Origin of the sequence: Lacrimispora algidixylanolytica (assembly GCF_003609635.1) — a bacterium.
GTDB lineage: Bacteria > Bacillota > Clostridia > Lachnospirales > Lachnospiraceae > Lacrimispora > Lacrimispora algidixylanolytica.
The window spans coordinates 103123-127513 of the sequence record NZ_MCIA01000031.1 but is presented as its reverse complement, the minus strand read 5'-3'; the positions used below and the strand labels follow the sequence as shown (position 1 = coordinate 127513).

At 38.2% G+C, this 24391-nt stretch carries 20 protein-coding genes; all 20 read left to right on the top strand.

From position 1 onward, the window contains the following. Window positions 1–17 precede the first annotated feature (17 nt). The 20 genes from metK to BET01_RS15565 all read left to right on the top strand — a co-directional run bounded on the left by metK (window position 18) and on the right by BET01_RS15565 (window position 23821). A complete protein-coding gene (metK, locus tag BET01_RS15660; RefSeq protein WP_120197747.1) occupies window positions 18–1184 on the top strand; it encodes a methionine adenosyltransferase in 1167 nt (388 codons plus the stop codon). Window positions 1185–1255: 71 nt separating this feature from the next. Next, window positions 1256–2344 carry a hypothetical protein gene (locus BET01_RS15655; protein ID WP_120197746.1) on the top strand — a complete coding sequence of 363 codons (1089 nt, stop codon included), beginning with the start codon at window positions 1256–1258 and terminating at the stop codon, window positions 2342–2344. Window positions 2345–2450: 106 nt separating this feature from the next. After that, window positions 2451–3440 (top strand): 2,3-diaminopropionate biosynthesis protein SbnB, encoded by a 990-nt coding sequence (gene sbnB / locus BET01_RS15650; RefSeq protein ID WP_207667639.1) that lies wholly within the window; start codon window positions 2451–2453, stop codon window positions 3438–3440. A gap of 284 nt (window positions 3441–3724) precedes the next feature. After that, window positions 3725–4417, top strand: coding sequence for a helix-turn-helix domain-containing protein (locus tag BET01_RS15645; protein WP_158585081.1), 693 nt, complete (start codon window positions 3725–3727; stop codon window positions 4415–4417). Between the two features lie 15 nt (window positions 4418–4432). Beyond that, entirely contained in the window at window positions 4433–5359 is a 927-nt protein-coding gene (locus BET01_RS15640) for an acetylxylan esterase (RefSeq protein WP_120197743.1), read from the top strand. A 507-nt stretch (window positions 5360–5866) separates the two neighbouring features. Then, window positions 5867–6256 (top strand): DUF2089 domain-containing protein, encoded by a 390-nt coding sequence (locus BET01_RS15635; RefSeq protein ID WP_120197742.1) that lies wholly within the window; start codon window positions 5867–5869, stop codon window positions 6254–6256. Between the two features lie 17 nt (window positions 6257–6273). Continuing rightward, complete coding sequence (locus BET01_RS15630; RefSeq protein ID WP_120197741.1) at window positions 6274–6717, top strand: SHOCT-like domain-containing protein; 444 nt, start codon at window positions 6274–6276, stop codon at window positions 6715–6717. After that, entirely contained in the window at window positions 6707–7021 is a 315-nt protein-coding gene (locus BET01_RS15625) for a hypothetical protein (protein WP_120197740.1), read from the top strand. The genes BET01_RS15630 and BET01_RS15625 overlap by 11 nt, the downstream gene beginning before the upstream one ends. Window positions 7022–7041: 20 nt before the next feature. Next, on the top strand, window positions 7042–7380 hold the full coding sequence (locus tag BET01_RS15620; RefSeq protein ID WP_120197739.1) for a phage holin family protein: 339 nt from the start codon (window positions 7042–7044) through the stop codon (window positions 7378–7380). A 294-nt stretch (window positions 7381–7674) separates the two neighbouring features. Continuing rightward, window positions 7675–8667, top strand: a complete 993-nt coding sequence (locus BET01_RS15615) for a helix-turn-helix domain-containing protein (RefSeq protein WP_120197738.1) — start codon at window positions 7675–7677, stop codon at window positions 8665–8667. 258 nt (window positions 8668–8925) lie between these two features. Continuing rightward, window positions 8926–10668 (top strand): ABC transporter ATP-binding protein, encoded by a 1743-nt coding sequence (locus BET01_RS15610; protein WP_120197737.1) that lies wholly within the window; start codon window positions 8926–8928, stop codon window positions 10666–10668. After that, complete coding sequence (locus BET01_RS15605; RefSeq protein ID WP_120197736.1) at window positions 10662–12413, top strand: ABC transporter ATP-binding protein; 1752 nt, start codon at window positions 10662–10664, stop codon at window positions 12411–12413. Before BET01_RS15610 ends, BET01_RS15605 begins: the two co-directional genes overlap by 7 nt. Before the next feature lie 235 nt (window positions 12414–12648). Continuing rightward, complete coding sequence (locus tag BET01_RS15600) at window positions 12649–14436, top strand: collagen-binding domain-containing protein (RefSeq protein WP_120197735.1); 1788 nt, start codon at window positions 12649–12651, stop codon at window positions 14434–14436. A gap of 291 nt (window positions 14437–14727) precedes the next feature. Continuing rightward, complete coding sequence (locus tag BET01_RS22575; protein WP_279221939.1) at window positions 14728–14961, top strand: GNAT family N-acetyltransferase; 234 nt, start codon at window positions 14728–14730, stop codon at window positions 14959–14961. Between the two features lie 243 nt (window positions 14962–15204). Continuing rightward, window positions 15205–17016 carry a cache domain-containing sensor histidine kinase gene (locus BET01_RS15590; protein ID WP_120197734.1) on the top strand — a complete coding sequence of 604 codons (1812 nt, stop codon included), beginning with the start codon at window positions 15205–15207 and terminating at the stop codon, window positions 17014–17016. Between the two features lie 6 nt (window positions 17017–17022). Further along, window positions 17023–18567: a response regulator transcription factor gene (locus tag BET01_RS15585; RefSeq protein WP_120197733.1), complete on the top strand. Its 1545-nt coding sequence runs from the start codon at window positions 17023–17025 to the stop codon at window positions 18565–18567. 107 nt (window positions 18568–18674) lie between these two features. Next, window positions 18675–19976 (top strand): ABC transporter substrate-binding protein, encoded by a 1302-nt coding sequence (locus BET01_RS15580; protein WP_120197732.1) that lies wholly within the window; start codon window positions 18675–18677, stop codon window positions 19974–19976. Window positions 19977–20187: 211 nt separating this feature from the next. Then, window positions 20188–20973 carry a sugar ABC transporter permease gene (locus BET01_RS15575; RefSeq protein ID WP_330513023.1) on the top strand — a complete coding sequence of 262 codons (786 nt, stop codon included), beginning with the start codon at window positions 20188–20190 and terminating at the stop codon, window positions 20971–20973. Beyond that, window positions 20973–21818: a carbohydrate ABC transporter permease gene (locus BET01_RS15570; protein ID WP_120197731.1), complete on the top strand. Its 846-nt coding sequence runs from the start codon at window positions 20973–20975 to the stop codon at window positions 21816–21818. Before BET01_RS15575 ends, BET01_RS15570 begins: the two co-directional genes overlap by 1 nt. A gap of 8 nt (window positions 21819–21826) precedes the next feature. Then, window positions 21827–23821 (top strand): glycoside hydrolase family 31 protein, encoded by a 1995-nt coding sequence (locus BET01_RS15565; protein ID WP_120197730.1) that lies wholly within the window; start codon window positions 21827–21829, stop codon window positions 23819–23821. Window positions 23822–24391: the final 570 nt, after the last annotated feature.

Sequence of the window (24391 nt, the reverse complement as noted above, 5' to 3'; positions counted from 1 at the left end):
TATCAGGAGGTACAAAAATGTTAAGAAGATTATTTACATCAGAATCTGTTACAGAGGGACATCCAGATAAGGTTTGCGACCAGGTTTCAGATGCAATTCTTGATGCATGTCTTAGTCAGGATAAATATAGCCGTGTGGCATGTGAGACAGCAATCAATACTGGGTTTGTTTTAATCATGGGTGAAATTACAACCAATGCAAATGTAGATTTTGAAGCAATCGCTCGAAAAACGCTTAGAGATATTGGTTATACAGATGAAGCGACAGGAATCAGTGCAGATAAATGTGAAGTGAAAATTCTATTAGACAAACAATCTGGGGATATTGCCATGGGAGTGGACCAGAAGAAAAATCAGGATGAATATAGTTTAGGTGCAGGAGATCAAGGTATGATGTTTGGTTATGCCTGCAATGAAACCGAGAATTATATGCCTTATGCCATTGAACTAGCTCAAAAATTATCGAAAAAATTAACAGAATTAAGAAAGAAAGGTACTCTAGAGTATTTAAGACCAGATGGTAAGACACAAGTAACAGTTGAGTACGATTCCAATGGAAAAGTTAAGAGAATTGACACAATTGTTGTATCTGCTCAGCATAATGAAAAAGTGGATATTACAAAATTAAGACAGGATATCATGAAATACCTGATTCTAGAGAATGTGGATCATGAATTAATCGATATAGATACAAAATACTTCATTAATCCTACTGGACGTTTTGTTATTGGTGGTCCAACAGCAGATAGTGGCCTGACAGGTAGAAAAATTATCGTAGATACATATGGTGGTACTGGTAGACACGGTGGAGGAGCCTTTTCGGGTAAAGATTATACCAAGGTGGATCGTTCCGCAGCTTATGCAGCAAGATATGTTGCAAAAAATATCGTTGCTGCTGGATTAGCAGATAAATGTGAAATCCAGTTATCTTATGCAATTGGAGTTGCAGAACCTATATCCATCGCAGTCGAAACATTCGGTACAGAAAAAGTACCAAATGAAAAAATAGTAGACGCAATTTATAATAATTTTGATTTACGTCCTTACGCTATTATTGAAACACTTGGATTAAGAAATTCAGTATATCAAAAAACAGCAAGCTACGGACACTTTGGAGAAAATACTAAAGATCTTAGCTGGGAACAAACCAATAGAGTTCAGGTTTTAAAAGATTATTTTAAGTAATTCCAAGAAAGCTTATGGGGAAATGGTAAATTTTGAACATTCAAATAGTGAGAGGAGGAAGTGAACAGGTTATGGAAGAAAAAGGGGAAAATGAATGGATACTTCCTATTAAGGAGCCCATTATTGCATCTTATACAAATGATGCTCATATTGCATCTATTCTAGGGGCATATAATTATACTCAGGATTGGCTAATGAGCCAATACATACTAATTTACTGTAGAAAAAATCTGAAGGAGCACTGTTGGGGAAATTTCTATTTTCCAATGACTTATAACGTAAGAAGCCAGGAGTCTTGCAGATATCTGCGAACTCAAAAAATCCATACTGATACGATACATGCAATGAATATAGATATTATCGAATTTGTATGTAAGGAAATAGAAGATAGCAACTATGTTGATATTATGCTAGATCCCTATTATTTACGAACAACCTATTGTTACCATTCGGAACATGGGTATCATGATATCTTGATTTATGGATTCAATAGAGATGAAAAAATATTTTATTGTGCGGATTTTCTTTTTTCAAAAACCGCTACTTATACGTTTTCAGAGGTTTCGTTTGAAGATTTTATGAAAGCTTATGAGAAATGTGATCCGAATGCGCCTGAAAATTATCAGAGCGGTTTAATTTATTTTTATAAAATTTTAGAAAAGGAACGTGCAGACTATGTGTTTGATTTTCAGAATATCATTCATTCTCTAAGAGCGTACTATCAATGTAAACGTTTGGAAAATTGGGAATTCTATCATTCAGATGATGCCAATGGTGTTGCCTTCGGATTGGAAGTTTATGATATGATGGTGAAATACATAGAAGAAATAAAAAAAAGCGAAGACGAATGGATTAACATCAGAATGTTTCATGTAATGTTAAATCATAAACGCATCATGAATGAACGAATTCGATATTTAAAAGTACGCTATCCAGAGCTTGATGATTTGTTTGATCCCCTGTTAGAAAAATACAAACATATACAAGATCTTTGCAATTCGTTGACAATGAAGATTTTAAAATCATACTTTGCAAAAACAAAAATCAAGTTTGACGATATCAATAATCTCCTAATAAAAGCGAAAGACTTTGAACAAACAACATTGAAAGAATTCTTTGATGTGTATGATACTCACTATTTGAATGAGGAAATACATTAAATCTTCTTTGGATTAACTACATTTTCTATAAAATCTAAAAGCGTGTTGTAAAGGAATTAAACAACACGCTTTTTAACATGGAAGAAAAGGAAAGAGAGTTATAACTATGAATGATTTACTATTAATTAAAGCAGGGGAAGTTTCAGAAATTTTGAACGATGAAGAAGTAATTATGGAAATTGTTTCAAAGGCTTATGTAGCGCATACTGCAGGAAAATGTACATTGCCTCAGTCAGTGTTCTTAAGATTTCCAGACAATGATTTAAACCGTATTATTGGTTTACCAGCATATATGGGAGATGGTGTAGATGCAGCTGGAATTAAGTGGATTTCTTCTTTCCCACATAATATAAATCTTGGAATAGAGAGAGCATCTGCATTAATGATTTTAAATAATGTTAAAAATGGACATGCAGAAGCCGTTTTAGAAAGTTCTATTATTAGTGCAAAAAGAACAGCAGCAAGTGCGGCAGTTGCTGCAAATTTAATTCATTCCAATCCGGATGAGACGGTAGTTGGGTTTGTAGGCTGTGGAAGAATTAATACAGAGATTAGTTTGTTCTTAAAAAAGGCATTTAAAAATATAAAGAAGCTGGTTGCTTTTGATATGGTTCCAGAACGTGCAGAGAAGTTTTTAGATCATATAAAGACAAAAGATATGGATACGGAAGTGGTTAGTTCTGTAGAGGAAGTATTAAAAAAAGCACCACTAGTTTCGTTTGCAACAACAGTAGGTGTACCTTATATTCATGATATATCTTGTTGTACTTCAAATAGTACAATCTTAAATATTTCACTAAGGGATTTTGGACCAAATGTTATATTGAAAACAGATAATATAGTGGACGATCTTGATCATGTTTGTCGTGAAAAAACTGCAATCCATTTGGCAGAACAAGCTTGTGGCAACCGGGATTTTGTAAGATGTCCAATTGCGGATGTAATAACAGGAAAAGAAAAAGGACGTGTAGAGGGAAAAACAGTTGTTTACAGTCCATTTGGACTTGGTGTATTAGATTTAGCACTTGCTTGTTACGTAAGAAAACAGGCTGAGGAAAAGGGACTTGGTACTGTGGTCGAAGATTTTCTTCCATAGAATAATAACTTTATATTGATTCGGAATGAATAGGGATACCCCCAAGGCTGTTGGAAAAATTAAGCTATTTCCAATGCCTTGGGGGTTTTTTGTATGGCAGTGTTTTAATAAATCACCTGTTACGCAGGTGTAACCACAGCAGCTTTAGCTTCAAGTAAAAAACCTCCAGTGATAATGAGGGTAGTCACTGAATAGGCACAACATTGGATATGGTTAATAGCAACTATCCTTTGCTTGATTTGTCTTTGCATCTACGATATTCTGAATATAAGGAGGTATCTTTTATGTTTGATATAAGAAAATTTGGTGCATATATTTCGAGACTTCGTAAGAAAGCAGACATGACACAATCTGAACTTGCTGAACGACTTAACCTGACCCGCCAAGCAATATCAAAATATGAGTGCGGAGACAGTTTCCCCGATATATCTATTTTAATTGAAGTTGCAGATGTTTTCGGCATCACTCTTGATGAACTTATTAGTTCCGGCCATCCAACTGAAAAGGAAGCCGTCATTCTTGAAAGCGCTGTGGAAGGGCAAGATTTAAGCAGTGAATTGGAAAAACAATGCATATCTGATATTGTTAATATCGCACCGTTGCTAAAGCCTAGTTTACTTGACAAAATGGCAAAAGGTCTTTCAAAACATGGAATAGATATTTCAAGCCTTGTTTCACTTGCGGAATACATAAATGATGATGCAGTTGTCAAACTGCTGGAAAACGCAACATATGACACAATCAATGAAAATTTGCTTGAACGATTAATTCCGTTTCTTGGTGGAAATTCAATTTCTATAATATTTCAAAAAATCCTTGAAGGTGATCTTGATTATAGATTAATCAGGATTATGCTACCGTACGCAGAATATATCTATCCTCAAGTTGAAGCTGCTGTTTTATATGGTGATCTTAATGAAAAAGCGCTTCATATTCTAAGAGAATATGAAGCCGAAAATGATAGATTAGGAAAGTAAATAAGGAGGTCAACCATGGATAGAAACTATGAAGAATTTAAAAATTATCCAAAACCTGAAGAAGTAGACAAATGGGTAGAATCTATATGGAAAATGGCTAATTCAATAATATGTAATGTTGAAGTTCTTTCTGACAATGGTTTTTCCTTCAGCCTAGGGATCAGACATGTAAAAAATGAGTTTTCATATGTAAAATTCATGCCGGAAGGTATGGATGAATTTTACGGTTACTGGCAACCGGTGATGTCTGGGCCTGCACCGTTGCTTGTCCATACCCCCGGATATAGTGCGGAAATTAGTACTCATCCCGAACTGGTTTCGCTTGGATATAATGTTCTACATATTTCGCCACTTGGGTATGCGACCCCAAATGGACCTGATGAAACCAAAAAACGGGATAATACCTGGCCTGTATTAGCTGACACGATATCAAGCCATGGTGAAAAAGGATATAAACAATGGCTGGTGAACTGTATTTTAGCAATTAAATGGGCGGTGGAACAAACGGAAGTAATAGAAAATAGAATTTCGTTTTTTGGCACAAGTCAAGGCGGAGGCTGCTCTATGCTATTAGGTTCCATTTTTAAAGATAAAGGAGTGAGATGTGTAGCAGCAGATGAACCTTTTCTTACTAATTTGCCTATGATAAAGAGTTTAGGATCGATTACATATAATTACGAACCACTTAGTTCCGTTGATAATATTGAGGGCGGATGGAGAGCTTTGGGGTTTGTAGATACTATTTCACATGTTAAAAGATTAAATTGTCCGGTATTATTGACTGCTGGTGGAAACGATATTTTATTTCCAGCTGAAGCTATAAAGACTTTTTCTGAATTATTACCTGGTACTTTCTCTTATAATTATTTTGATCATTTAGAGCATAGATGTTCTAGAGAGTTTATAACTCTTTTGTCCTCATGGGTTCGGATGTATGCTTGATGATGTTTTAATATGATAAGTAATTATTTATTGATCTGGTTAAGACGGATATAGATGTAGGTGCTAAAAATTAAAATTACTCATGCTGGCTTTTAGCAATCAATGAAATGCTGAAGATGTCAAGAGGTCCATATGCTTATAGATAAATGAGCATATGGACCTCTTTTTCTATAAATAATATTGTAAAACAGTTGTTCCCAAATTTGTTTTGAATAAATATTAACTATAAAATACAGTATTGTAAAATTAGGGATTCTATCATTTATTTGTTGATTAAAAAAGACGTTGCCACAGAAACCAATACAAATATTATAGGAATGGAACGAAATGGTATATATACATGATATTTAGCAAAGAATAATTAATATAATTAATATGAGTATCAATATATTTAAGTAAAACATAATATATATTGATAATAACATTAAAATAATCAATAATCGTATTGACATATTAAACTCGCAGTTGTATAGTAAGCATATATAATACATCAGGAAGGTGAAGAGAATGAAATACAAAGCTCCAGGGAAATGCCCCGTATGTAGTGAGAAGCTTTCCATAACCAAGCTCAGTTGTCCCAAGTGTTCTACAGCCATTGAAGGAGATTTTCAGCCCTGTGAATTTTGCCGTCTGAAAGAAGAAGATCTAGAATTTGTTAAAGTATTCATAAGAAGTCGGGGCAATATCAAAGATGTTGAGAAAGAATTAGGGATTTCCTATCCCACGGTACGAGGCAAGTTGGATTCTGTTATCAAAGGACTTGGATATGAAGTAACTACTAAGGAATCAATTAAGGATAACGAAGATAAGACGGTCGCCAGGAATGAGATACTTGACCAATTATCGAAAGGAGAGATTTCTCCAAAAGAAGCAACCGAACAAATTAAAAATCTATAATAAAGGAGTGCCAGTCCATGAGTGAACAACAAAGAATATTAGAAATGATAGAAAAGGGACAAATAACCGCTGCCGAGGGTATGGAACTTTTGGAAGCCTTAAATGTGACTAAAGCAACAGAAGTTATTCAAAACATTGAAACGGTAACAATGGCGAAACGAACCTATAAATTTCTTAAAGTAAGAGTCACTTCGGATACCAAATCAGTTAATGTTAACGTGAACATACCGATTCGTTTGCTGACCACAATTAGTGAAATCGCGGATAAGATGACCACCATGGTTCCAGCAGATGCAAGGAGTGAGATGGCAGCAAAAGGGATTGATATATCCAGCATTGATTTTGCAAAGATAATTGAAGAAATTATCAATGGAACCTTGGATGATCCCAATATTGTTGACGTAGAAGCCTGGGACGAAGGTCATAAGGCAATGGTAAAGGTGAAGGTTTATGTCGATTAAAGGCTGCCGTTTGCTGTGGCTGAAACTTCAGATTGAGGGCAGAAGATTTTTAAAGATTCCTTTCCCAATCTCTTTGTTTATCTTTTACGAATTATTAGATTGTTTCTTGGACGTACTGAATGTAGGGTGTTTTTTTGCACCAAAAGCTACTAATTCCAATTCTACATCCAAAGTCACCATCTATACCGTAAGAGAGCTTGTTATAGTTGTTATGAAATTGCTGGATTCTTTGGCCCAGAATGAATCATATGATCTTGTCAATGTTAAAACTGACAAGGTAAACATATTAATAAGAATAAGGTAACAAATTTTCTTGGAGGTAACATGTCGAAACTGTTTATTAAATATATATCTATCGTATTAACGATATACCTGCTGTCACTTGTATCTCACACGATAATGATTGGCAGCATTCCAGCTCTACTGATTATGGGTGTGGTTCTGCTACTGGTAAACCTTATATTAAGACCCATTTTGTTGTTGATTACCTTACCCTTTAGCTTGCTCACCTTAGGATTTTTTAGCTTCATTGTAAATGCCTGGACGATCATGATAGCAGATTATTTTGTTACAGGTATCGATATGGGTGGATTTGTGAATTCACTGCTTGCCGCATTTATTATTGTTATCATAAACCATTTGCTGATGGACATGAAGAAGTAATTATAGACGTGTATGGTTTGGACTCCCTGTAAAAATAAAATATAATCTAGCTTTCAGCTTGTAAAACAAACCCGGACAAATTTTCGTCAGGGTTTGTTTTGTTGAAAGGTCAGATGTAATAAGAGAAAAAGCAAACGGATATAGAAAAAAGTAACATTTATTATTATTTGAGGCATGCAATTTGACATAGGGGAAGGTAAATGATAAAATCTAGTTAGCTAAATCTAACCAAACAAATATAGATAAGTGAGAAAGATGAAACTCATGAAATAGTCTGTGGAGAGGAAATATTATATGAGTCGTTATGAATACAACGTAAAAGATCATAGTGCAGAACAAAAATCGGTTTGTGATGCTTGGAATACAGCCTATAATCTCAATTATGGTCAGATAAAATATGATATACCAGAAGCGACCGGAAGCGGAGTTCTTTCCAGCTCATTTATCAATAGAGACATTCGAATCATCAACTATAATTTGAATCTAAAGGATCCAATCGAGATGAGAGGAGTATCCAAGGAACCTCACATAGATATCATGTTTTGTCTGGGGGAATCCATTCACTGGGATTTGCCTGAAAGCAGGAAGGAATTTGAATTGATTCAGGGAGAGAGCTATATTGGTATTAGCAAAGAGACGAAGAAAGAATGTGTTTTCCCAGCAAAATGTAACATGAATATTCTCGAAATAAAGATGCCAGTGTCATCCGCCTCCATTCTTTTTCAGGAGGATTGCAATATGGAAACCTTTGAATCGTTAAAAACCAGATTATTATCCAATGAAAGACACAGGATATCACCGGCTGTGGGATCCGTCATACATCAACTGATCAATAGTCCGTATGAGATGAAAATGTCCAGGCTTTACACAGAAGCAAAGCTATTAGAGTTACTTTCTTTTTATATGTCGGAGTCTTTGCTCCAGACAGACAAGCCCGCTTTAACACGCAATTTGACCAAAGAAGATTTGGACTGTGTGTATCGTGCCAAAGAAATCTTAGATAACAATTTGGTGAATCCCCCGACCCTCAATCTTCTTTCCAAGTTGATAGGTCTAAATGAATTTAAGATGAAAAAGGGGTTTAAAGAGGTATTTGGTACTTCAGTTCATGCCTATGTGATTCAAAAGAGATTGGAGATTGCAAAAGCTTTGCTTGATAGGGACAGTCTTAGTGTGAGTGAAGTAGCATGTAGAATTGGATATGGAAATGTTAGCCATTTCGCCTCTGCTTTTCGAAAGCAGTATGGAATTAATCCGGGAAGTTATATGAAGAATATTAGGATATAAAAAGAGGTGTTATAGCCGTATGCAATTGCATACGGTATTTTTCATCCCATTTTGAGTGGAAATGCTCCCGTTTTTGGTAGAGAATTGTGATGAATTCCTATAAGATGATTCTTGCGGATTCTAATAATCTGACGTTAGGTGACACTAACTTATGAAAGCTAACTTACGATCGAGAAGAAATCCCATATAAATTTTATTGTGGAAGGGCTCACACTTACCTGTGTTATGCAGGAAAAAACGTCAGGAGGAAATACATAAATGAAACAACTGTGGAAATTCACGACAGGATGCAGAGAGAAGCTATTTGCTTCCGTAATACTTTCAATCATTGGTATTGCTGGAGGAATGGTGCCTTACTTTGTAGTAGCAAAAATCGCATACGATATGATTGAACATAATGTGACTATGATTACCATGGGAACAATGGTTTTTCTGGCATTGATTGGTTTTCTTGTTAAAGTATTATTTGGAGCACTTTCAACGGAATTGTCCCACCAAGCAGCGTATCAAGTTCTAGTGAAAATCAGGACTGCATTAACGGGTAAACTAGCAAAGGTACCACTAGGTTATGTAACAGAACGTCCTTCTGGGGAATTAAAGTCTGTTTTGGTAGATACGGTGGAGAAGCTAGAGGCACCATTTGCTCACTTAATTCCTGAGATGTCCGCCAATCTTTTAATACCGCTGGCCGTCATTTCCTATCTTTTCTATCTTGACTGGAGAATCGCACTTATCTCCACTGTTACCATCCCGGTTGGTCTGCTATTTTACATTCCCCTTATGAAAAAATATAAAATGCATTATGGGAAAAACATGGAAGCGGGAAGCGAGATGAATGCCCAGGCAGTGGAGTATGTGAATGGCATAGAAGCGATTAAGGCATTTAATCAATCTGCTTCCTCTTATGAAAGTTACGCTGGTGCTGTTAGAAATAGTTGCCATGCAATCACAGAATTCTTTCTGGTTACACTGCCGGAATATACAGCAGTAATGACAGTAATACCGTCTACCATACTTCTTGTTCTCCCCTGTTCTCTGATTTTTTATCAACAGGGAACCTTAGCACTTTCAGATATGATTACCTGTATCATCCTTTCCTTTGGCCTTGCAACACCTTTGGTTCAGGCGATGAAGTATACGGACCATATTGCTTCCATGGGAACCATCATGAAGCAGGTGACTACTTTTTTAGATGCAGAAGAAATGATACGACCAAAGGCAGAGGTGGATCTATTGGATTATGGGATCGGGTTTGATCATGTGACCTTTGGTTATGGAGAGGATGAGATATTACATGGGATTACCTTTGAAGCAAACTCAAGGGAAATGACCGCAATTGTAGGACCCTCAGGCTCGGGAAAATCCACCATTGCCAAGTTGATCGCTGGGTTTTGGGATGTAAAGGGTGGAAGTATCACACTAGGTGGCATAGACGTTCGCCAGATTCCACTTGAGCAAATGAGCAAGATGATTTCTTATGTTTCCCAAGATAATTTTTTGTTTAATCTCTCAATCAAAGAAAACCTTAGAATTGGAAAGCAAGACGCAACCGATCAGGAAGTTGAGGAGGTAGCCAGACAAGCTAGCTGTCATGATTTTATCCTTTCCTTGGAAAATGGGTATGACACCATAGTGGGAGAAGGTGGAGGCAGCCTTTCTGGCGGAGAACGGCAAAGGATCTCCGTTGCCAGAGCGATTTTGAAAAATGCACCAATTGTTTTATTGGATGAAGCAACTGCTTATATTGACCCGGAAAATGAGGCTGTGATTCAACAATCAATCTCACGACTGGTCCGAGGTAAAACACTAATTGTAATTGCTCATCGCCTTTCTACAATCTCCTCGGCAGATCAGATCATTTTAGTTAACGATGGAAGGATAGAAGCAAAGGGCAGTCAAAAAGAGCTGCTAATAAAGAGCCCCATGTATAGCAATATGTGGGAGGCTCATATTGGTGCAAAGGATAAGGCTGAAGAAGATGGAGGAAAAGGCCAATGTTAACAATATTAAATAAAATTTTCAAATTTGCAGGGCAATACAAGAAACAGATAGGTAAGGCTGTATGTTTTCATATCCTCTACTCTATGTTTGAAGCACTTCCAATCGGAGCCATCTTATATAGTCTTTCTGCCGTTATTAAATCCTTAGACACCGGAGAATTACTTTCCGAAAGAGTAATCTGGGTTTCGGCTCTTCTTATGCTAGTTAGCTTTGCTGGAAAAGTTATATTTCATTATATGGGCAACAGAGAAAGCAGTATTGCCTCTTTTTCCATGTGCGCAGATCAGCGAATAACCATTGGCGAGCGGTTAAAGCGGATGCCAATGGGATATTTTAACTCCAATAGTCTTGGAGAAATAACCGCATCGGTAACCACCACCATGGATGAAGTTCAGGGGCTGGCCGGTATGGCAATTACAAACATAATCGTAGGAGTTGTTCATGCGGCAATCGTCACCATATTTATCACGTTGTTTCACTGGAAAATAGGCTGCATATCATTTATAGCCATTTTGCTAGGGATATGGGTAAATACCTTAATTCAGAAGAAAAGCATGGAAATAGCTCCCCAAAAGCAAAAGGTGCAGACATTTCTGTCCACTGCGATCCTGGAATATATTCAAGGGATTTCTGTTGTTAAGGCATATGGCTTAGGACAAAAATCAAATCGGACTGTGGATGAGGCTATCTTAGGAAGCTGTCGTCAAAATCTACGTTTTGAGCGAGTATTTGCAGAATTGACTGCAGTATATACTGCTGTTTTTAAGTTTGCATCCTGTGGAATTTTATTGGCAGCCTGCTATTTTTTTACAGATGGAACTCTTACTCTGACCAGTTCTTTGACTATTTTAATCTCTAGCTTTGTCATGTATTCTTATATAGAGGGCGTTGGTGGTGCAGCTTCCATGCTAGAACTTCTAGACGAAGATTTAAACCGGATTAAGGCTGTGAAAGATGCACCAGTTCTTGATGAGAACGGGGTAGATGTAAAACCATCTCATTTCGACATTGAATTACGCGATATCAGTTTTTCCTATAGTAACCGCAGGATTTTAAATGAGATTAGCTTGAAAATTCCGGAGAGGACCACCGTTGCATTTGTTGGACCTTCTGGTGGTGGAAAGAGTACGTTGTGCAATCTGATCGCACGTTTTTGGGATGTTGATTCTGGAGCTGTTTTACTAGGTGGAAGAGATGTAAGGGAGTATACATCAGATAGTCTGCTTCGCAACATGAGTTTTGTGTTTCAAAAGGTATATCTCTTTCGTGGCACCATTTTAGATAACATTCGTTTTGGTAAGCCAGGTGCTTCCCTGGATCAGGTGATAGAAGCGGCGAAAAAAGCATGCTGTCATGACTTTATCAGCACGTTGCCAGATGGATATGACACGTTGGTGAAAGAAGGAGGAGGCAGCTTATCTGGTGGAGAAAAACAGCGGATTTCCATTGCCAGAGCAATTTTAAAAGATGCACCTATCATTATTTTAGATGAGGCTACTTCAAGTGTGGACCCAGAAAATGAGCTTCAACTTCAAAATGCCATTTACCAACTGACAAAAGAAAAAACGGTTATTATGATTGCTCATCGCCTTTCCACTGTTCGAGACGCAGATCAGATTTTTGTACTTCATATGGGGGAAATGAAAGAGCACGGCCGCCATGAAGATTTAATGCAGAAGAATGGTTTGTACAAAGAGTTTTTACAAGGAAGAAAGGAAGCTGTGGGTTGGAGCTTGGAGAAATGATTGTTTACTTTTTGTAAGGACAAGAAAAAATAAATTTTAGTAAGATTGGCCAAAAAGAATGGTTTGTTCTAATCATCATTTTTGTGTTTTTAAAAGGAAAAGATAATATAATTTTTAACAATTATCATAGAATTTAGTCCAATTGCATAGAAAACCGCACAGAACCATTTTCACTAGAATAAACTGAACTAAGAATAAAAATGAGTTGCAGTTCAGGCAGTTTTCAGGAGTTCATATGGATGATAACATTTATACAAATGAAACTAAAGTAAGTGCTGGATTACCTTATGATAATATAAACTGGTATGATATTGAAGGTCAGCCTTTTGGTTCTGCCTCCGGGTTTAATGTTATTGTATTTAACGACGCCAATAACATAGTAGATATAGAAGGGCCTGTAGCAATCGGGGGAAGTTATTACAGTCCAAGGGGTTTGAGTGTTGGATTTGCCAGAGACAGCCGTTTCAAAGAAATCGGTTACTCACCGGATTTGGTACGTTTTTTAGTTGGCGGTAACGTATCTATGACAAAGCCATTGGTTGTTATCGGCCATGTGGTTGCTGGTGGTGGGTTCCGTGCAGGCAATGGCAGTACCTATTTAATAGGAAAAGATGGTACGACTGATGGGATTCCACAGCTTAAAATGTTGTACCAGGCCAATGGAGGCAGTCAATATTGGGCCCCCACTGACAAAGGCGATCACTATATCGTTCCCAGTTATGATGTTCCAAGATATATACCTGCAAGCAGGGTAAATGCTAACATACCGAAGTTTTTTAGTGATGCCAGAGAAAGCATTGGATACTATAAAAGCTGTATTGAAGCTTTGACTCCAAATGGAACCGTGGTAGATAATAATTTTGAATGGATTTTAAGAGGCAATGATCCTGTTCAGAACGTATTTCTTGTAGATGTAAGTCCAAATGGTTTAATTAACAAGGGCTTGCGAGCAGAAGTTCCACAAGGAAGTACGGTAATTGTAAGGCTTAAGACCGGTCCAAATGCTCACCTGCAATACGGTGTTTATGGGGAGAGCAATAAGATCAATCAAACCTTGTATGTATTTGAAGATGCGACAAATATTTACATGGAAAAATCCTCTGATTTCTGGGGAAGTATCTTAGCACCACAGGCTATGTTCCACGCACATCCTACCGGAGGCCATGTAAGCGGTAATGCGGCTTTGGGGTCATTTGCTGTTAATGCAAACAGCGGTTTTGAATTTCATTATTATCCCTTTGTTGGAGGGGTAAAATGTCAGGCTGTATCACCGGCTCCTGAAATTCCAGTTCCGGAACAGCCTGCTCCAACATGTCCCGAGCAGATACCTTGCCCTACACCCATCCCATGTCCGGAATGTCCTACACCGAAACCTTGTCCGGAGGCAGTTCCATGCCCGGCTCCGATACAGTGCCCAGAGCAAGTTTCATGTCCGAAACCAGAGCCCTGTAAAGAATGTCCGGCACCGGTTCCCTGTCCATCTTGCCCAAAGCCTGCGCCATGTCCAGTCTGCCCAACATGTCCCGCGCCCATTACTTGCCCGGCACCGATTGTTTGCCCTGCGCCAATCCCTTGCCCGTCATGTCCAAAGCCTGCGCCATGTCCAGTCTGTCCGGCCTGCCCGATACCGGAACCATGTCCAGTCTGCCCGGTTTGTCCTACACCGGAACCATGTCCAGCTTGCCCAACTTGTCCGGAATGTCCAACTTGTCCGGAATGCCCAGCTTGCCCAGTTTGCGAAGAGTGCTTAATTAAATGCGGCATCATTTCTGGTTGTCTATGGGGCTGTTGTTGTGGTAAATCTCATCAATGGGATGTAAAGTTATATCAAAGATGTGATGATATGGATACTTTATTGTTTTGGGTACCAATTGACTGTGAGGGCAACTTTGAATTCTCAGTTCCTTACGAGGGTTATTATATCTTAAAAATAAGGATGGCTGAAAATTGTTGTAAGTCATACTGGTGTAAGCCGATGGTATCTTTGAAAAACATCGGGGTATCGGATTTTATGGTGGAATAATTATATATTAGTTCGTTTTATCTCAACGTTATTTGAGCTGCTGCAAATGGGTGATATCCTAATTGTAGCAGCTCCTTATTATATAGAAGAAATAGAAAAAAAGTTGCATCATAAGGCGGTTTGTTGTAAAATATTAACAAAGATTACATGCTTGAAAATACTTTTGGCAAAAAAATGTACATACTATATAACTGAGGTTTTACAATACAATAATGTTTTTTTGTATACCAGTTTGCATCAATGGCTGTATGTATCAAATCTAATAATGCTATTATTGGTTAACTATTTGCTATTAAGGAAGAAACAGATACCTATACCGTAGGCTGGAACTTTAACATCAAATACGGTGGAAAGGGTTATGCTTATGAAAGTGCAGTTGCATTGCTTAACCATTTGTTTTGGAAAGATGCAAGAAGAATCTATGCCTATGTTGCGGATGACAATCCTGGATCCTATAGGCTTTGTGAGAGATTAGGTATGAGAAAAGAAGGCCATTTTCTTGAGTTTATTTCATTTGCAAATTAACCGGATGGAACACCTAAATACGAAAATTCTTATCAATATGCAATCTTAAAAAGGGAATGGAACATAGGAAGATCATAGTTTAAGGCAGCAAAAATTCTATTCAATGTTACATTGGATGAGAAAGACATAGGCAGGATTCCTATGTATACAGCAAAAGATTAATATAAAGACGGACAAGACCCTCTATTTTACTTGGAAATAGGGGGTCTTTTGACTTTTATATGAATAGGAGAAGGATCAGTCATGATAACGTTACATAGAAAAAGTTTTGCTTTCCGCCTGATAATGGCCTTTATATTAATTTCCATTGTGCCAATTGCTTTTATCAGTGTTTCAGCTTATCGAAATACTGCAAAAATAGTTGAAAAGAATATGGACGAATTAACAAGGATTAATTTATCTCAGACAGCCCAGAGTATTAAAACTGTAATTGCCTCTTACGAAGATCTGGCTTATCAGATCTATACCAGTGAATCAGCGGCTGAATTGACTGTGAGAATTGATAACAATGACAACTTTGCAGTGAGCAAGAATCAATTGAGCAGGCTATTACGAGGATATGCATATGTGAAGCCTTATGTTGAATCCATAACGGTGATCACAAAAAAAGGAGAAGTAATATGCTATGACATGATAACTGCTACTTCCACCAAGACTTCCTGGCTGGATAATTTCGAACTTTCCGGTGAGGAGATTTACAGTAAGGTTTCAAAAGAACAAAGGACAGGAATTCTGACCTCTCAGTACGCAACTGCAATGGGTGGAAAAGACCGCTACCTGTTTCACTTAACGCACAGGATTGTTGATTACAGAAATATAAATCAGAAAGAAGCAGTGTTGATATTTAGCATTGACGAACAGCTCTTAGACGCAACTTGTAATCAGGAAATGATTAAAAATGGTATTCCCAACTGTGTGATTTTTATTATTGATAAACAGGGAAGGCTGGTCTCTTTCCCGGAGCCTTCTTTACTCGGTAAGAAGGTAGTGGATCTGGATCAATCACCAAAACGTCAAACAGATACCTATGAAAAGCTGATTAAAGACACAAAGGTACTGCCAGGTAAGTATGTATCAACCCATACGTTATACGATGAAGAATTGGGCTGGACATTTGTTACCGTTTCGGATCACAGCAGTGTCATCGCCAGTATAAAAAGTCAGCAGAAAACCGCGCTTATGACTGCCGCAGTTTCGTTTCTGGCTTTAGTAATACTTGCTCTTGTTATAACGAATCATTTGACAAAATCAATTGGTAAGGTAGTAAAGGCCATGAAGGTGGTAGAACAGGGAAAACTATCTGTCCAAGTTGAAACAGACAATCGCATGCCTTTGGAGGTAACGGCCATAGCGGATCAGTTTAACCATATGATTCAGTGGTTAAAGGAATCCATGGAAAAAGAGAAGGAGGCAAACATAAAACAGCGAAATGCGGAAATCGCTGCACTTGAAGCACAGATAAATCCTCATTTTCTGTATAATACGTTGGATACCATAAACTGGATGGCTATCGACAACAATCAGTATGAGATAAGCAATACCATTAATTCGCTGGCACATATTTTGCGTTACAGTATTGAAAAAAGCAATTCAACGGTGGAGTTGTCCAGAGAAATGGAATGGTTAAAGCAGTACGTATTCTTGCAGCAGACCCGGATGAAGAATGCCTTTGAGTGCAATATACACGCAGATCCGGACCTTTTGCACACGCCTATACATAAACTCCTGTTTCAACCATTTGTGGAGAACGCGCTTCTTCATGGGTTTGAAGGTGTCAGACAGAAAAATATACTGGATATTAACATCAGTTCCGAGGAAGATAAGATAAAGATTGTCATAGTGGATAATGGGAAAGGAATGCCTGAGGGGCTTGCAAAAGAGCTTAATCGGGGGAAAGTCATGGAAGAGGCAGATAAAAGCCATATTGGGATTAAAAACGCAGTAGAAAGGCTGAAGATGTATTATGGGACAGCCTGCTCCTTTTGGGTGGAAAGTGAACTGAAGGCGGGGACGAAAATTACTATTATGATACCAAAAGAAGAATCTATGGGGTGAAGATGCATGGAGATTATAGTTATTGAAGATGAGATCAGGATCAGGGAGGGGCTGACAAAGCTTATTGGAAAGATAGATCCCACGTATCAGGTGGTTGGGGAAGCAGAAAATGGTCTGGAAGGTATTCGCTTAATAAGAGAGAAAAAACCGCAGGTCATAATAACCGATATCCGTATGCCAGATCTTGATGGACTTGATATGATAAAAATCCTGCGTAATGAAAATAATCAAATAAAGGTTATTTTATTAAGTGCTTATTCAGACTTTGCTTATGCCCAGGAGGCTATAAAACTGGGGGTATGCGAGTATTTGTTAAAGCCCATCTCCGTTAATGAAGTAACTAAGGCATTAAAAAATGCGGAAAGGCTGATACAGGAGAGAAAAAAAGAAAAGGACAGTTTGATAGAGTTAAAATCTTTGGAAAATATATTTTATGGAATCCTTTATAGCGGATTAGAGGTAAGTGAAGAACTGTGTTCATTTTTACAATATCAGTACCAGATTGACCCCGATAAAAAATTCATATTGATTCCAGTTTATCTTGGGGAATTGTATGAAAGCAATCATAAAAGGATGGAACGTGGACTTGTTGCTGCTCTTTTGGAAAAGGGGTTTCAAACATATGTTATCTTGGCTTTGCCTCAAAGCAGTTCCCTACTCCTTATATTGTATGGGTGTGAGAATTTCAGTCAGATAGAACGCTGGTTCCAAAATCGCGTGGTTGCCGGTCTGGAACAGCTTCATTCCTTTCATGCCTGCTTTGGCTGGATTGAAGTGACCGGGGTTTTGAATATAAAAGAGAATTTATTAATGCTGCAAAAGCATATGGATTGGAATCTTGTTCTTGGTAGCGAAATAATGGTATCTTATCCGAAAATCAAGCAGATCCAGACCGTTTTGCTGTCCTATCCAATTTATATTGAAACATCCATGAGAGAGGCATTATGCACCATGGATTCTGGCTTGGTGCATAAGATAATGCTTGATTTTATCCTATATTTTAAGTCGGGCGCAGTGTATTCACCAAGAGAAGTGAAGGAGTCATTTATCCGTTTTCTATGGTCTATCATCAATGTGATCAAGGAAATAGATTATGAAACATTTTGTAATATTGAACAGCAAAAGCTTTTGGAGCAAGTCATGTCAGCAGTCACGTACCAGGAGTTGGAGTGTTTTATGGAATGTTTTATGGATCTCATAACCCGTCTTCATGGAGGTGATATGAAAAATCAGAGCTTAATTACACAGCGGGTGAAAAGCTTGATTCATGAATTTTATAATCAGGGCATTACGTTAGATGAGATTGCTGATAAGCTCCAGAGGACACCGGAATATTTAGGGAGTCAGTTTCATAAGGAGACGGGAATGACTTATAGTATTTATTTAAGAGATTACAGGATACTTAAGGCAAAGGAATTACTCATAGGCACCCGATTAAAGAGTTATGAGGTAGCAAGTCAGGTGGGATATAACGATCCAAAGTATTTTGCAAAGGTGTTTAAACGTGTGACAGGAGATCAGCCAGTCGATTACCGGAAGAATCATAAATAGAGTATGATATAATCTTAGATATTTACCCCCTTTTTTTGTTTTTTGGAGTGTGATAGGAGTCCTCGAAGCGTTAAAATAAGTATATAAAGAAAAGGAGGATATGTTCTATGAAAAAAAAGGTTATTTCGTTTTTTCTAGCAATGGCATTGGGGGCAGTTTCATTGACAGGATGTAGCAGCAGCGGGAGTTCTTCCACTGGAAGCCAGAAAACTGAGAATAAGGGGACTGGTGATACAACAGGGCAGGTAGCCAGCACAACAAAAGAGGCAGTAGCTTCGTCTAAGGGAGAGAAAAAAGCGGTCACACTTTGGTATTACTGGGAAACTGTAAAGCATCAGGAGATACTTGGGCAGGAAATTAATAAGTTTAATGAATCCCAGGATCAGCTTACCGTGGAAGCAAAGTACGTTCCTTTTGCCGATTTTAAAAAGCAGTTGTCCATAGGAGCATCGGCAGCTGAGCTTCCGGATATCGTTATCATAGACGGTCCGGATCATGCATCTTATGCATCTATGGGAATCTTTGCAGATCTGACGGGGAAAGTGGATGTCAGTCAATATTATGATGGACCGATTGCTTCCTGCACACTGGAAGGAAAACTCTTTGGAGTTCCATTTGGAAGCAACTGTCTATCCCTTTATTATAACGAGGATATGTTAAAAGAGGCAGGACAGAAGGTTCCAGAAACATGGGATGAATTAAAGACAACGGCAAAAGCACTGACAAAGGAAAATGTAAGCGGTTTCGCATTCTCAGGCGTTCAAAACGAAGAAGGAACTTTTAATTTCATGCCTTGGCTATGGTCAACAGGTGATGACTCTCTTGCCATCAACAATGAGAATGGAATCAAAGCACTATCCTTTGTGGGGGACTTAGTAAAGGAAGGGTGCATGAGCAAAGAAGTCATCAACTGGACACAGGGAGATGTGATGAATCAGTTCATTTCGGGAAATGTGGCCATGATGATAAATGGACCATGGCAGGTTCCTACCATACGTCAGCAGGCTCCTAACTTAAAGTGGAATGTTGCCTTAATTCCTAAGGATAATCAGTTTGCCTCTGTCCTTGGTGGGGAGAATTTTGCAATCATTGAAAATAAGAATATTGATGCATCGTTGGAGTTTGTTAAATTCGTAACAAGTAAAGATGAGGTAAAGAGCTACATTGACGGTTTCGGTTATATTGCAGCAAGAAGGGATGTAGCTGATGCTCAATTTTCAGATGATCTTGTAATGAAGAAATTTGCTGAACAGATGAAGTATGCGAAGCCAAGAGGTCCTCACCCAAGCTGGCCTGAGATTTCAGATGCCATTTCTCTGGCATTCAATCAAGTGATTACAGAAACCAGTACCCCGCAGCAGGCAGCAGAAGAGGCACAGAGTAAAATTGATGGAATTATTAAAAAGTAAAGCCACTTATTAATTCATTTTAAAGAAAGACTGGAAGGAGCACCAGTTACAGCAGTGTTCTTTCCAGATCTTAAACGGATAAGAAGGGGTGAGAGGCTTGAACAGAATAAGGAAATTCTTCCAATTTGAAAATATAGGCTATTTATATGTACTTCCAGCATTACTTTATATGATGTATTTTGTGGGATATCCTATAATTAGGAATATTGTATTGAGCCTGCAGAATGTAACGGTAAAAACTTTGAATGCACCAGTAAAGGAATTGATTGGACTAAATAATTATCTGGAACTGTTCCGTGATAAGATAATGATCAATTCCCTGATTAATACGCTGGTATTCACCGTAGCTTGCCTGATTGTGCAGTTTATGATTGGTTTTGCGCTAGCGTTGTTTCTCAGCAGAAAATTCGCCTCTGCAAAGATGGTCCGTGGATTGTTAATGATTCCATGGATGATTCCAATTACAGTAACGGCTTTGATTTTTAAATTCATTTTCAGTACGAATGTGGGTATTCTGAATCAATCGCTTATGTTATTAAAACTGATTTCTGCTCCAGTGGATTGGTTGACATCTCCTGGGACTGCAATGTTTGCTCTAGTATTTGCAAATATATGGATCGGAATTCCTTTTAACATGATATTACTTTCCACTGGTCTGACAATCATTCCTACTGAATTATATGAAAGTGCTTCTATAGACGGTGCAAATAGAATTCAATCTTTTTTCCGTATTACTTTGCCGCTTTTAAAACCAACCATAGAATCTGTGCTGGTTTTAGGCTTTATCTATACATTTAAGGTGTTTGATTTGGTTTACGTTATGACAGGGGGTGGCCCTGTAAACTCTACTCACATGCTTTCTACATACGCTTATAAGCTATCTTTTGGCATTTTCCAGTATAGCAAGGGGGCGGCTGTTGCCAATATAATGTTTGTTGTCCTTCTGATTGTAAGCCTGTTTTACTTAAAATTAACCTATGAAGAGGAGGAAGCCTGATGTCTGATAAAGAAATACAGGGAAAAAAGAACTGGTTTCTCAGTATCCTTTCTCTATTTGTCATGGTTCTTTTGTTATTCCCATTATATTGGATTTTTGTCACTTCCCTGAAAGCGGAAAAGGAGATATTTCAGATTCCCCCAACCTTGTTTCCAACTCAACTAAATCTGGATTCTTATGGAGCACAGTTAAAAAACGGAGATTTTAACATGTTTCGGTCATTTTATAACAGTCTTATCATCTCAGTTGGAAGTATGATGATTTCAGTAGTTCTAGCAGTGCCTGCCTCTTATGGTCTAGCAAGATACCGATTTAAAGGAAGAAAATTATGTACACTGGGATTTTTAATTACTCAGATGCTTCCAGTATCAGTAATCTTAACGCCCATGTTCATTATATTTCGAGATATGCGTCTGTTAAATAATCCTTTATCAGCAATTCTTGCTGATGCAACCATTGGAATCCCATTTTCCGTTCTGATTTTAAAAAATTATTTTGTTTCCATGCCTAGAGAATTGGAAGAGGCTGCCTACATTGACGGTTGTAACCGTTTTACCGCGTTTATTAAAATATTAGTTCCGATTGCTTATCCTGGTGTCATCGTCTGCGGCGTGTTCTCCTTTTTATATGCATGGGGTGACCTGGCATATGGCATGACCTTTATCCAGAACCAGTCAGACCGCCCCATTACAGCAGGTATATTTAACTTTATGGGTCAGTACGGTACAAAGTGGAGCTATCTTACCGCATTTGCAGTTGTTACGATTATTCCGGTTGCGTTGGTATTTATCTTCATGCAGAAATATATTATTAGTGGCTTAACCAGTGGAGCAGTGAAAGGATAGGTGATTTAATGGATTTGTTTCGTAAAGAAAATGGAAAACTGATTTATCATTATGATGCGGAGGAGGTTATACTAGAGCCGTGGGGGGAAAACAGCCTTCGCGTGCGTGGGTTTAAGACTGGTAAGTTAAAGGAGAGAAACTGGGCATTACTGGAGCAGGAATACATAGAGACTCAGATTACAATGGATGAATCGGGAGCAATTATAAAAAATGGTGCCATTACTGCAAAAATCACAAGAAAGGGTAAACTTCTTTTTTATAACAGCAGGGGTGAGCTGATTTTAGAGGAATATGCCAGAAATCGCAGAGATCTTCAGGATCCTAAATGCAGTGCCATAGAGGTAGAGGCCAGAGAATTTAAACCAATTCCAGGTGGGGATTATCACCTGACGGTTCGATTTGAAACCATTGACCAGGATGAAAGAATCTATGGAATGGGACAGTACCAGCAACCTTATTTAAACTTAATGGGTACGGATTTAGAACTGGCTCACCGTAATTCCCAGGCCAGTGTGCCCTTTGCCTTATCTTCCCTTGGGTACGGATTGCTTTGGAATAATCCTGGAATTGGCCGCGTTGTATTTGGGAAAAACATAAAAAGCTTTGAGGCTTATTCCACGGACATCTTAGATTACTGGATTACAGTCGGAGATACTCCGGCAGAAATTGAAGAAGCCTATGCAAAAGTGACAGGAACAGTGCCTATGATGCCAGAGTATGGATTAGGGTTCTGGCAGTGTAAGCTTCGCTATCAGACTCAGGAGGAGCTTTTAGAAATTGCCCGGGAATACAAACGGCGGGGGCTTCCTCTTGATTTAATCGTAATAGATTTTTTCCACTGGCCAAAACAGGGAGAGTGGAAGTTCGATCCTGTCTATTGGCCGGATCCGGATGCTATGGTAGAAGAATTAAAGGAACTTTCAGTTAAGCTCATGGTATCCATCTGGCCAACGGTAGATAGAGAATCAGAAAACTACGAGGAAATGCTAGAAAAGGGATATTTAATTCGCACGGACAGAGGGTTTCGTGTTGGGCTTAATTTTCAGGGAGCCACCATTCATTATGATGCAACCAATCCAGAGGCCAGGGATTACGTTTGGAATAAGGTGAAAGAGAATTACTATGAAAAGGGGGTCCAAGTATTCTGGCTTGATGAAGCGGAGCCTGAATATACGGCTTATGATTTTGATAATTACAGATATTATCAGGGAAGCAATCTTCAGATAGGAAACATATATCCTGTGGAATACGCAAAAACCTTCTACGAAGGCATGAAGGCGCAGGGACAGGAAAATATAGTCAATTTAATTCGATGCGCTTGGGCTGGAAGCCAAAAATATGGGGCTTTGGTATGGTCCGGAGATATTGCCTCAAGCTTTGAAAGCATGAAAAACCAGCTTGCAGCAGGTCTTAATATGGGCATTGCGGGGATTCCCTGGTGGACTACGGATATCGGAGGTTTCCATGGTGGAGACCCGGATGATGAAGCGTTTAGAGAGCTGTTTGTCAGATGGTTCCAATGGGGAACCTTCTGTCCGGTCATGCGTCTTCATGGAGACAGAGAGCCACGTCGGCCTCAGGTTGGAACTACAGGAGGCGCGACCTGCTGTTCCGGGGCCGCCAATGAGGTATGGAGCTATGGTGAGAAGGTGTATGAGATCTGCAAAGATAATCTAGAACTTCGTGAATCTCTCCGTCCCTATACCAAAGGCTTGATGAAGGAAGCTCATGAAAAGGGAACTCCGGTAATGAGACCCTTATTTTATGAATTTCCAGAGGATAAGGTCTGTTGGGAAGTGGAAGATCAATATTTATATGGTCCGGATTACTTGGTTGCACCAATTCTTGAGACGGGAATGAGAAGCAGAAAGGTCTATTTTCCTAAAGGTTTTTATTGGAAAGAGATACATTCAGGAATTAACTATCAGGGAGGTTCGTCAGAAGTGGTAGATTCCCCATTGGAATATATGCCGGTCTTTTTTAAAGAGGAAGTAATTGTTTAAGTATGAAATAAGAAACAATAGGTAAGAGGCAAAGGTTAAGAGGCAAAGTTATTAGGTTAGTTTTCACGACCAATAATTTTGCCTCTTTAAAAAACGTTATTCTATCACCCCTTTAATCAGATGACTTTAATCATAGTTATACGGTAGTGATATATGTTTGGTAAAAAGCATAACTAAAAGCATATTTGTCGAATCGTGTCGTACCAATTTGTGTTGATTATATAAAATAAAACAATATACTATAAAATAATCTACTTATTCCCCTGTTGAAATACAGGTAATTGACCGATATAATAAATAGTAAGCTTCAAACATGATGTTAGCTAGTATTACAAAGCGTCAATCGATGGAGCACAGCCTAAGAGGATTTTGCTAATTTAAGATTCTTAATTTAAATCATGAAAAAGCTGGAATCGATTCATAATCCAGCAGAATGGAGGTTTCAGGGATAATGTATTAATTCGGGAAATAACGAAAATGTTAAGGAATTGATTGGTTTTAAAGTCAAAATGTGGTAGACTATATTAAATCTATGACAGCGGTTAAGAAACCGATGAAACATTCGTACCT

Excerpts from the sequence above, each read along its gene's own strand:
- BET01_RS15655 (WP_120197746.1), top strand. The coding sequence starts at position 1,256 with ATGGAAGAAAAAGGGGAAAATGAATGGATACTTCCTATTAAGGAGCCC.
- BET01_RS15640 (WP_120197743.1), top strand. The coding sequence starts at position 4,433 with ATGGATAGAAACTATGAAGAATTTAAAAATTATCCAAAACCTGAAGAA.
- BET01_RS15580 (WP_120197732.1), top strand. The coding sequence starts at position 18,675 with ATGAAAAAAAAGGTTATTTCGTTTTTTCTAGCAATGGCATTGGGGGCA.
- BET01_RS15600 (WP_120197735.1), top strand. The coding sequence starts at position 12,649 with ATGGATGATAACATTTATACAAATGAAACTAAAGTAAGTGCTGGATTA.
- BET01_RS15585 (WP_120197733.1), top strand. The coding sequence starts at position 17,023 with ATGGAGATTATAGTTATTGAAGATGAGATCAGGATCAGGGAGGGGCTG.
- BET01_RS15605 (WP_120197736.1), top strand. The coding sequence starts at position 10,662 with ATGTTAACAATATTAAATAAAATTTTCAAATTTGCAGGGCAATACAAG.
- metK (WP_120197747.1), top strand. The coding sequence starts at position 18 with ATGTTAAGAAGATTATTTACATCAGAATCTGTTACAGAGGGACATCCA.
- sbnB (WP_207667639.1), top strand. The coding sequence starts at position 2,451 with ATGAATGATTTACTATTAATTAAAGCAGGGGAAGTTTCAGAAATTTTG.
- BET01_RS15570 (WP_120197731.1), top strand. The coding sequence starts at position 20,973 with ATGTCTGATAAAGAAATACAGGGAAAAAAGAACTGGTTTCTCAGTATC.
- BET01_RS15620 (WP_120197739.1), top strand. The coding sequence starts at position 7,042 with ATGTCGAAACTGTTTATTAAATATATATCTATCGTATTAACGATATAC.
- BET01_RS15635 (WP_120197742.1), top strand. The coding sequence starts at position 5,867 with ATGAAATACAAAGCTCCAGGGAAATGCCCCGTATGTAGTGAGAAGCTT.
- BET01_RS15615 (WP_120197738.1), top strand. The coding sequence starts at position 7,675 with ATGAGTCGTTATGAATACAACGTAAAAGATCATAGTGCAGAACAAAAA.
- BET01_RS15625 (WP_120197740.1), top strand. The coding sequence starts at position 6,707 with ATGTCGATTAAAGGCTGCCGTTTGCTGTGGCTGAAACTTCAGATTGAG.
- BET01_RS15610 (WP_120197737.1), top strand. The coding sequence starts at position 8,926 with ATGAAACAACTGTGGAAATTCACGACAGGATGCAGAGAGAAGCTATTT.
- BET01_RS15590 (WP_120197734.1), top strand. The coding sequence starts at position 15,205 with ATGATAACGTTACATAGAAAAAGTTTTGCTTTCCGCCTGATAATGGCC.
- BET01_RS15630 (WP_120197741.1), top strand. The coding sequence starts at position 6,274 with ATGAGTGAACAACAAAGAATATTAGAAATGATAGAAAAGGGACAAATA.
- BET01_RS15565 (WP_120197730.1), top strand. The coding sequence starts at position 21,827 with ATGGATTTGTTTCGTAAAGAAAATGGAAAACTGATTTATCATTATGAT.
- BET01_RS15645 (WP_158585081.1), top strand. The coding sequence starts at position 3,725 with ATGTTTGATATAAGAAAATTTGGTGCATATATTTCGAGACTTCGTAAG.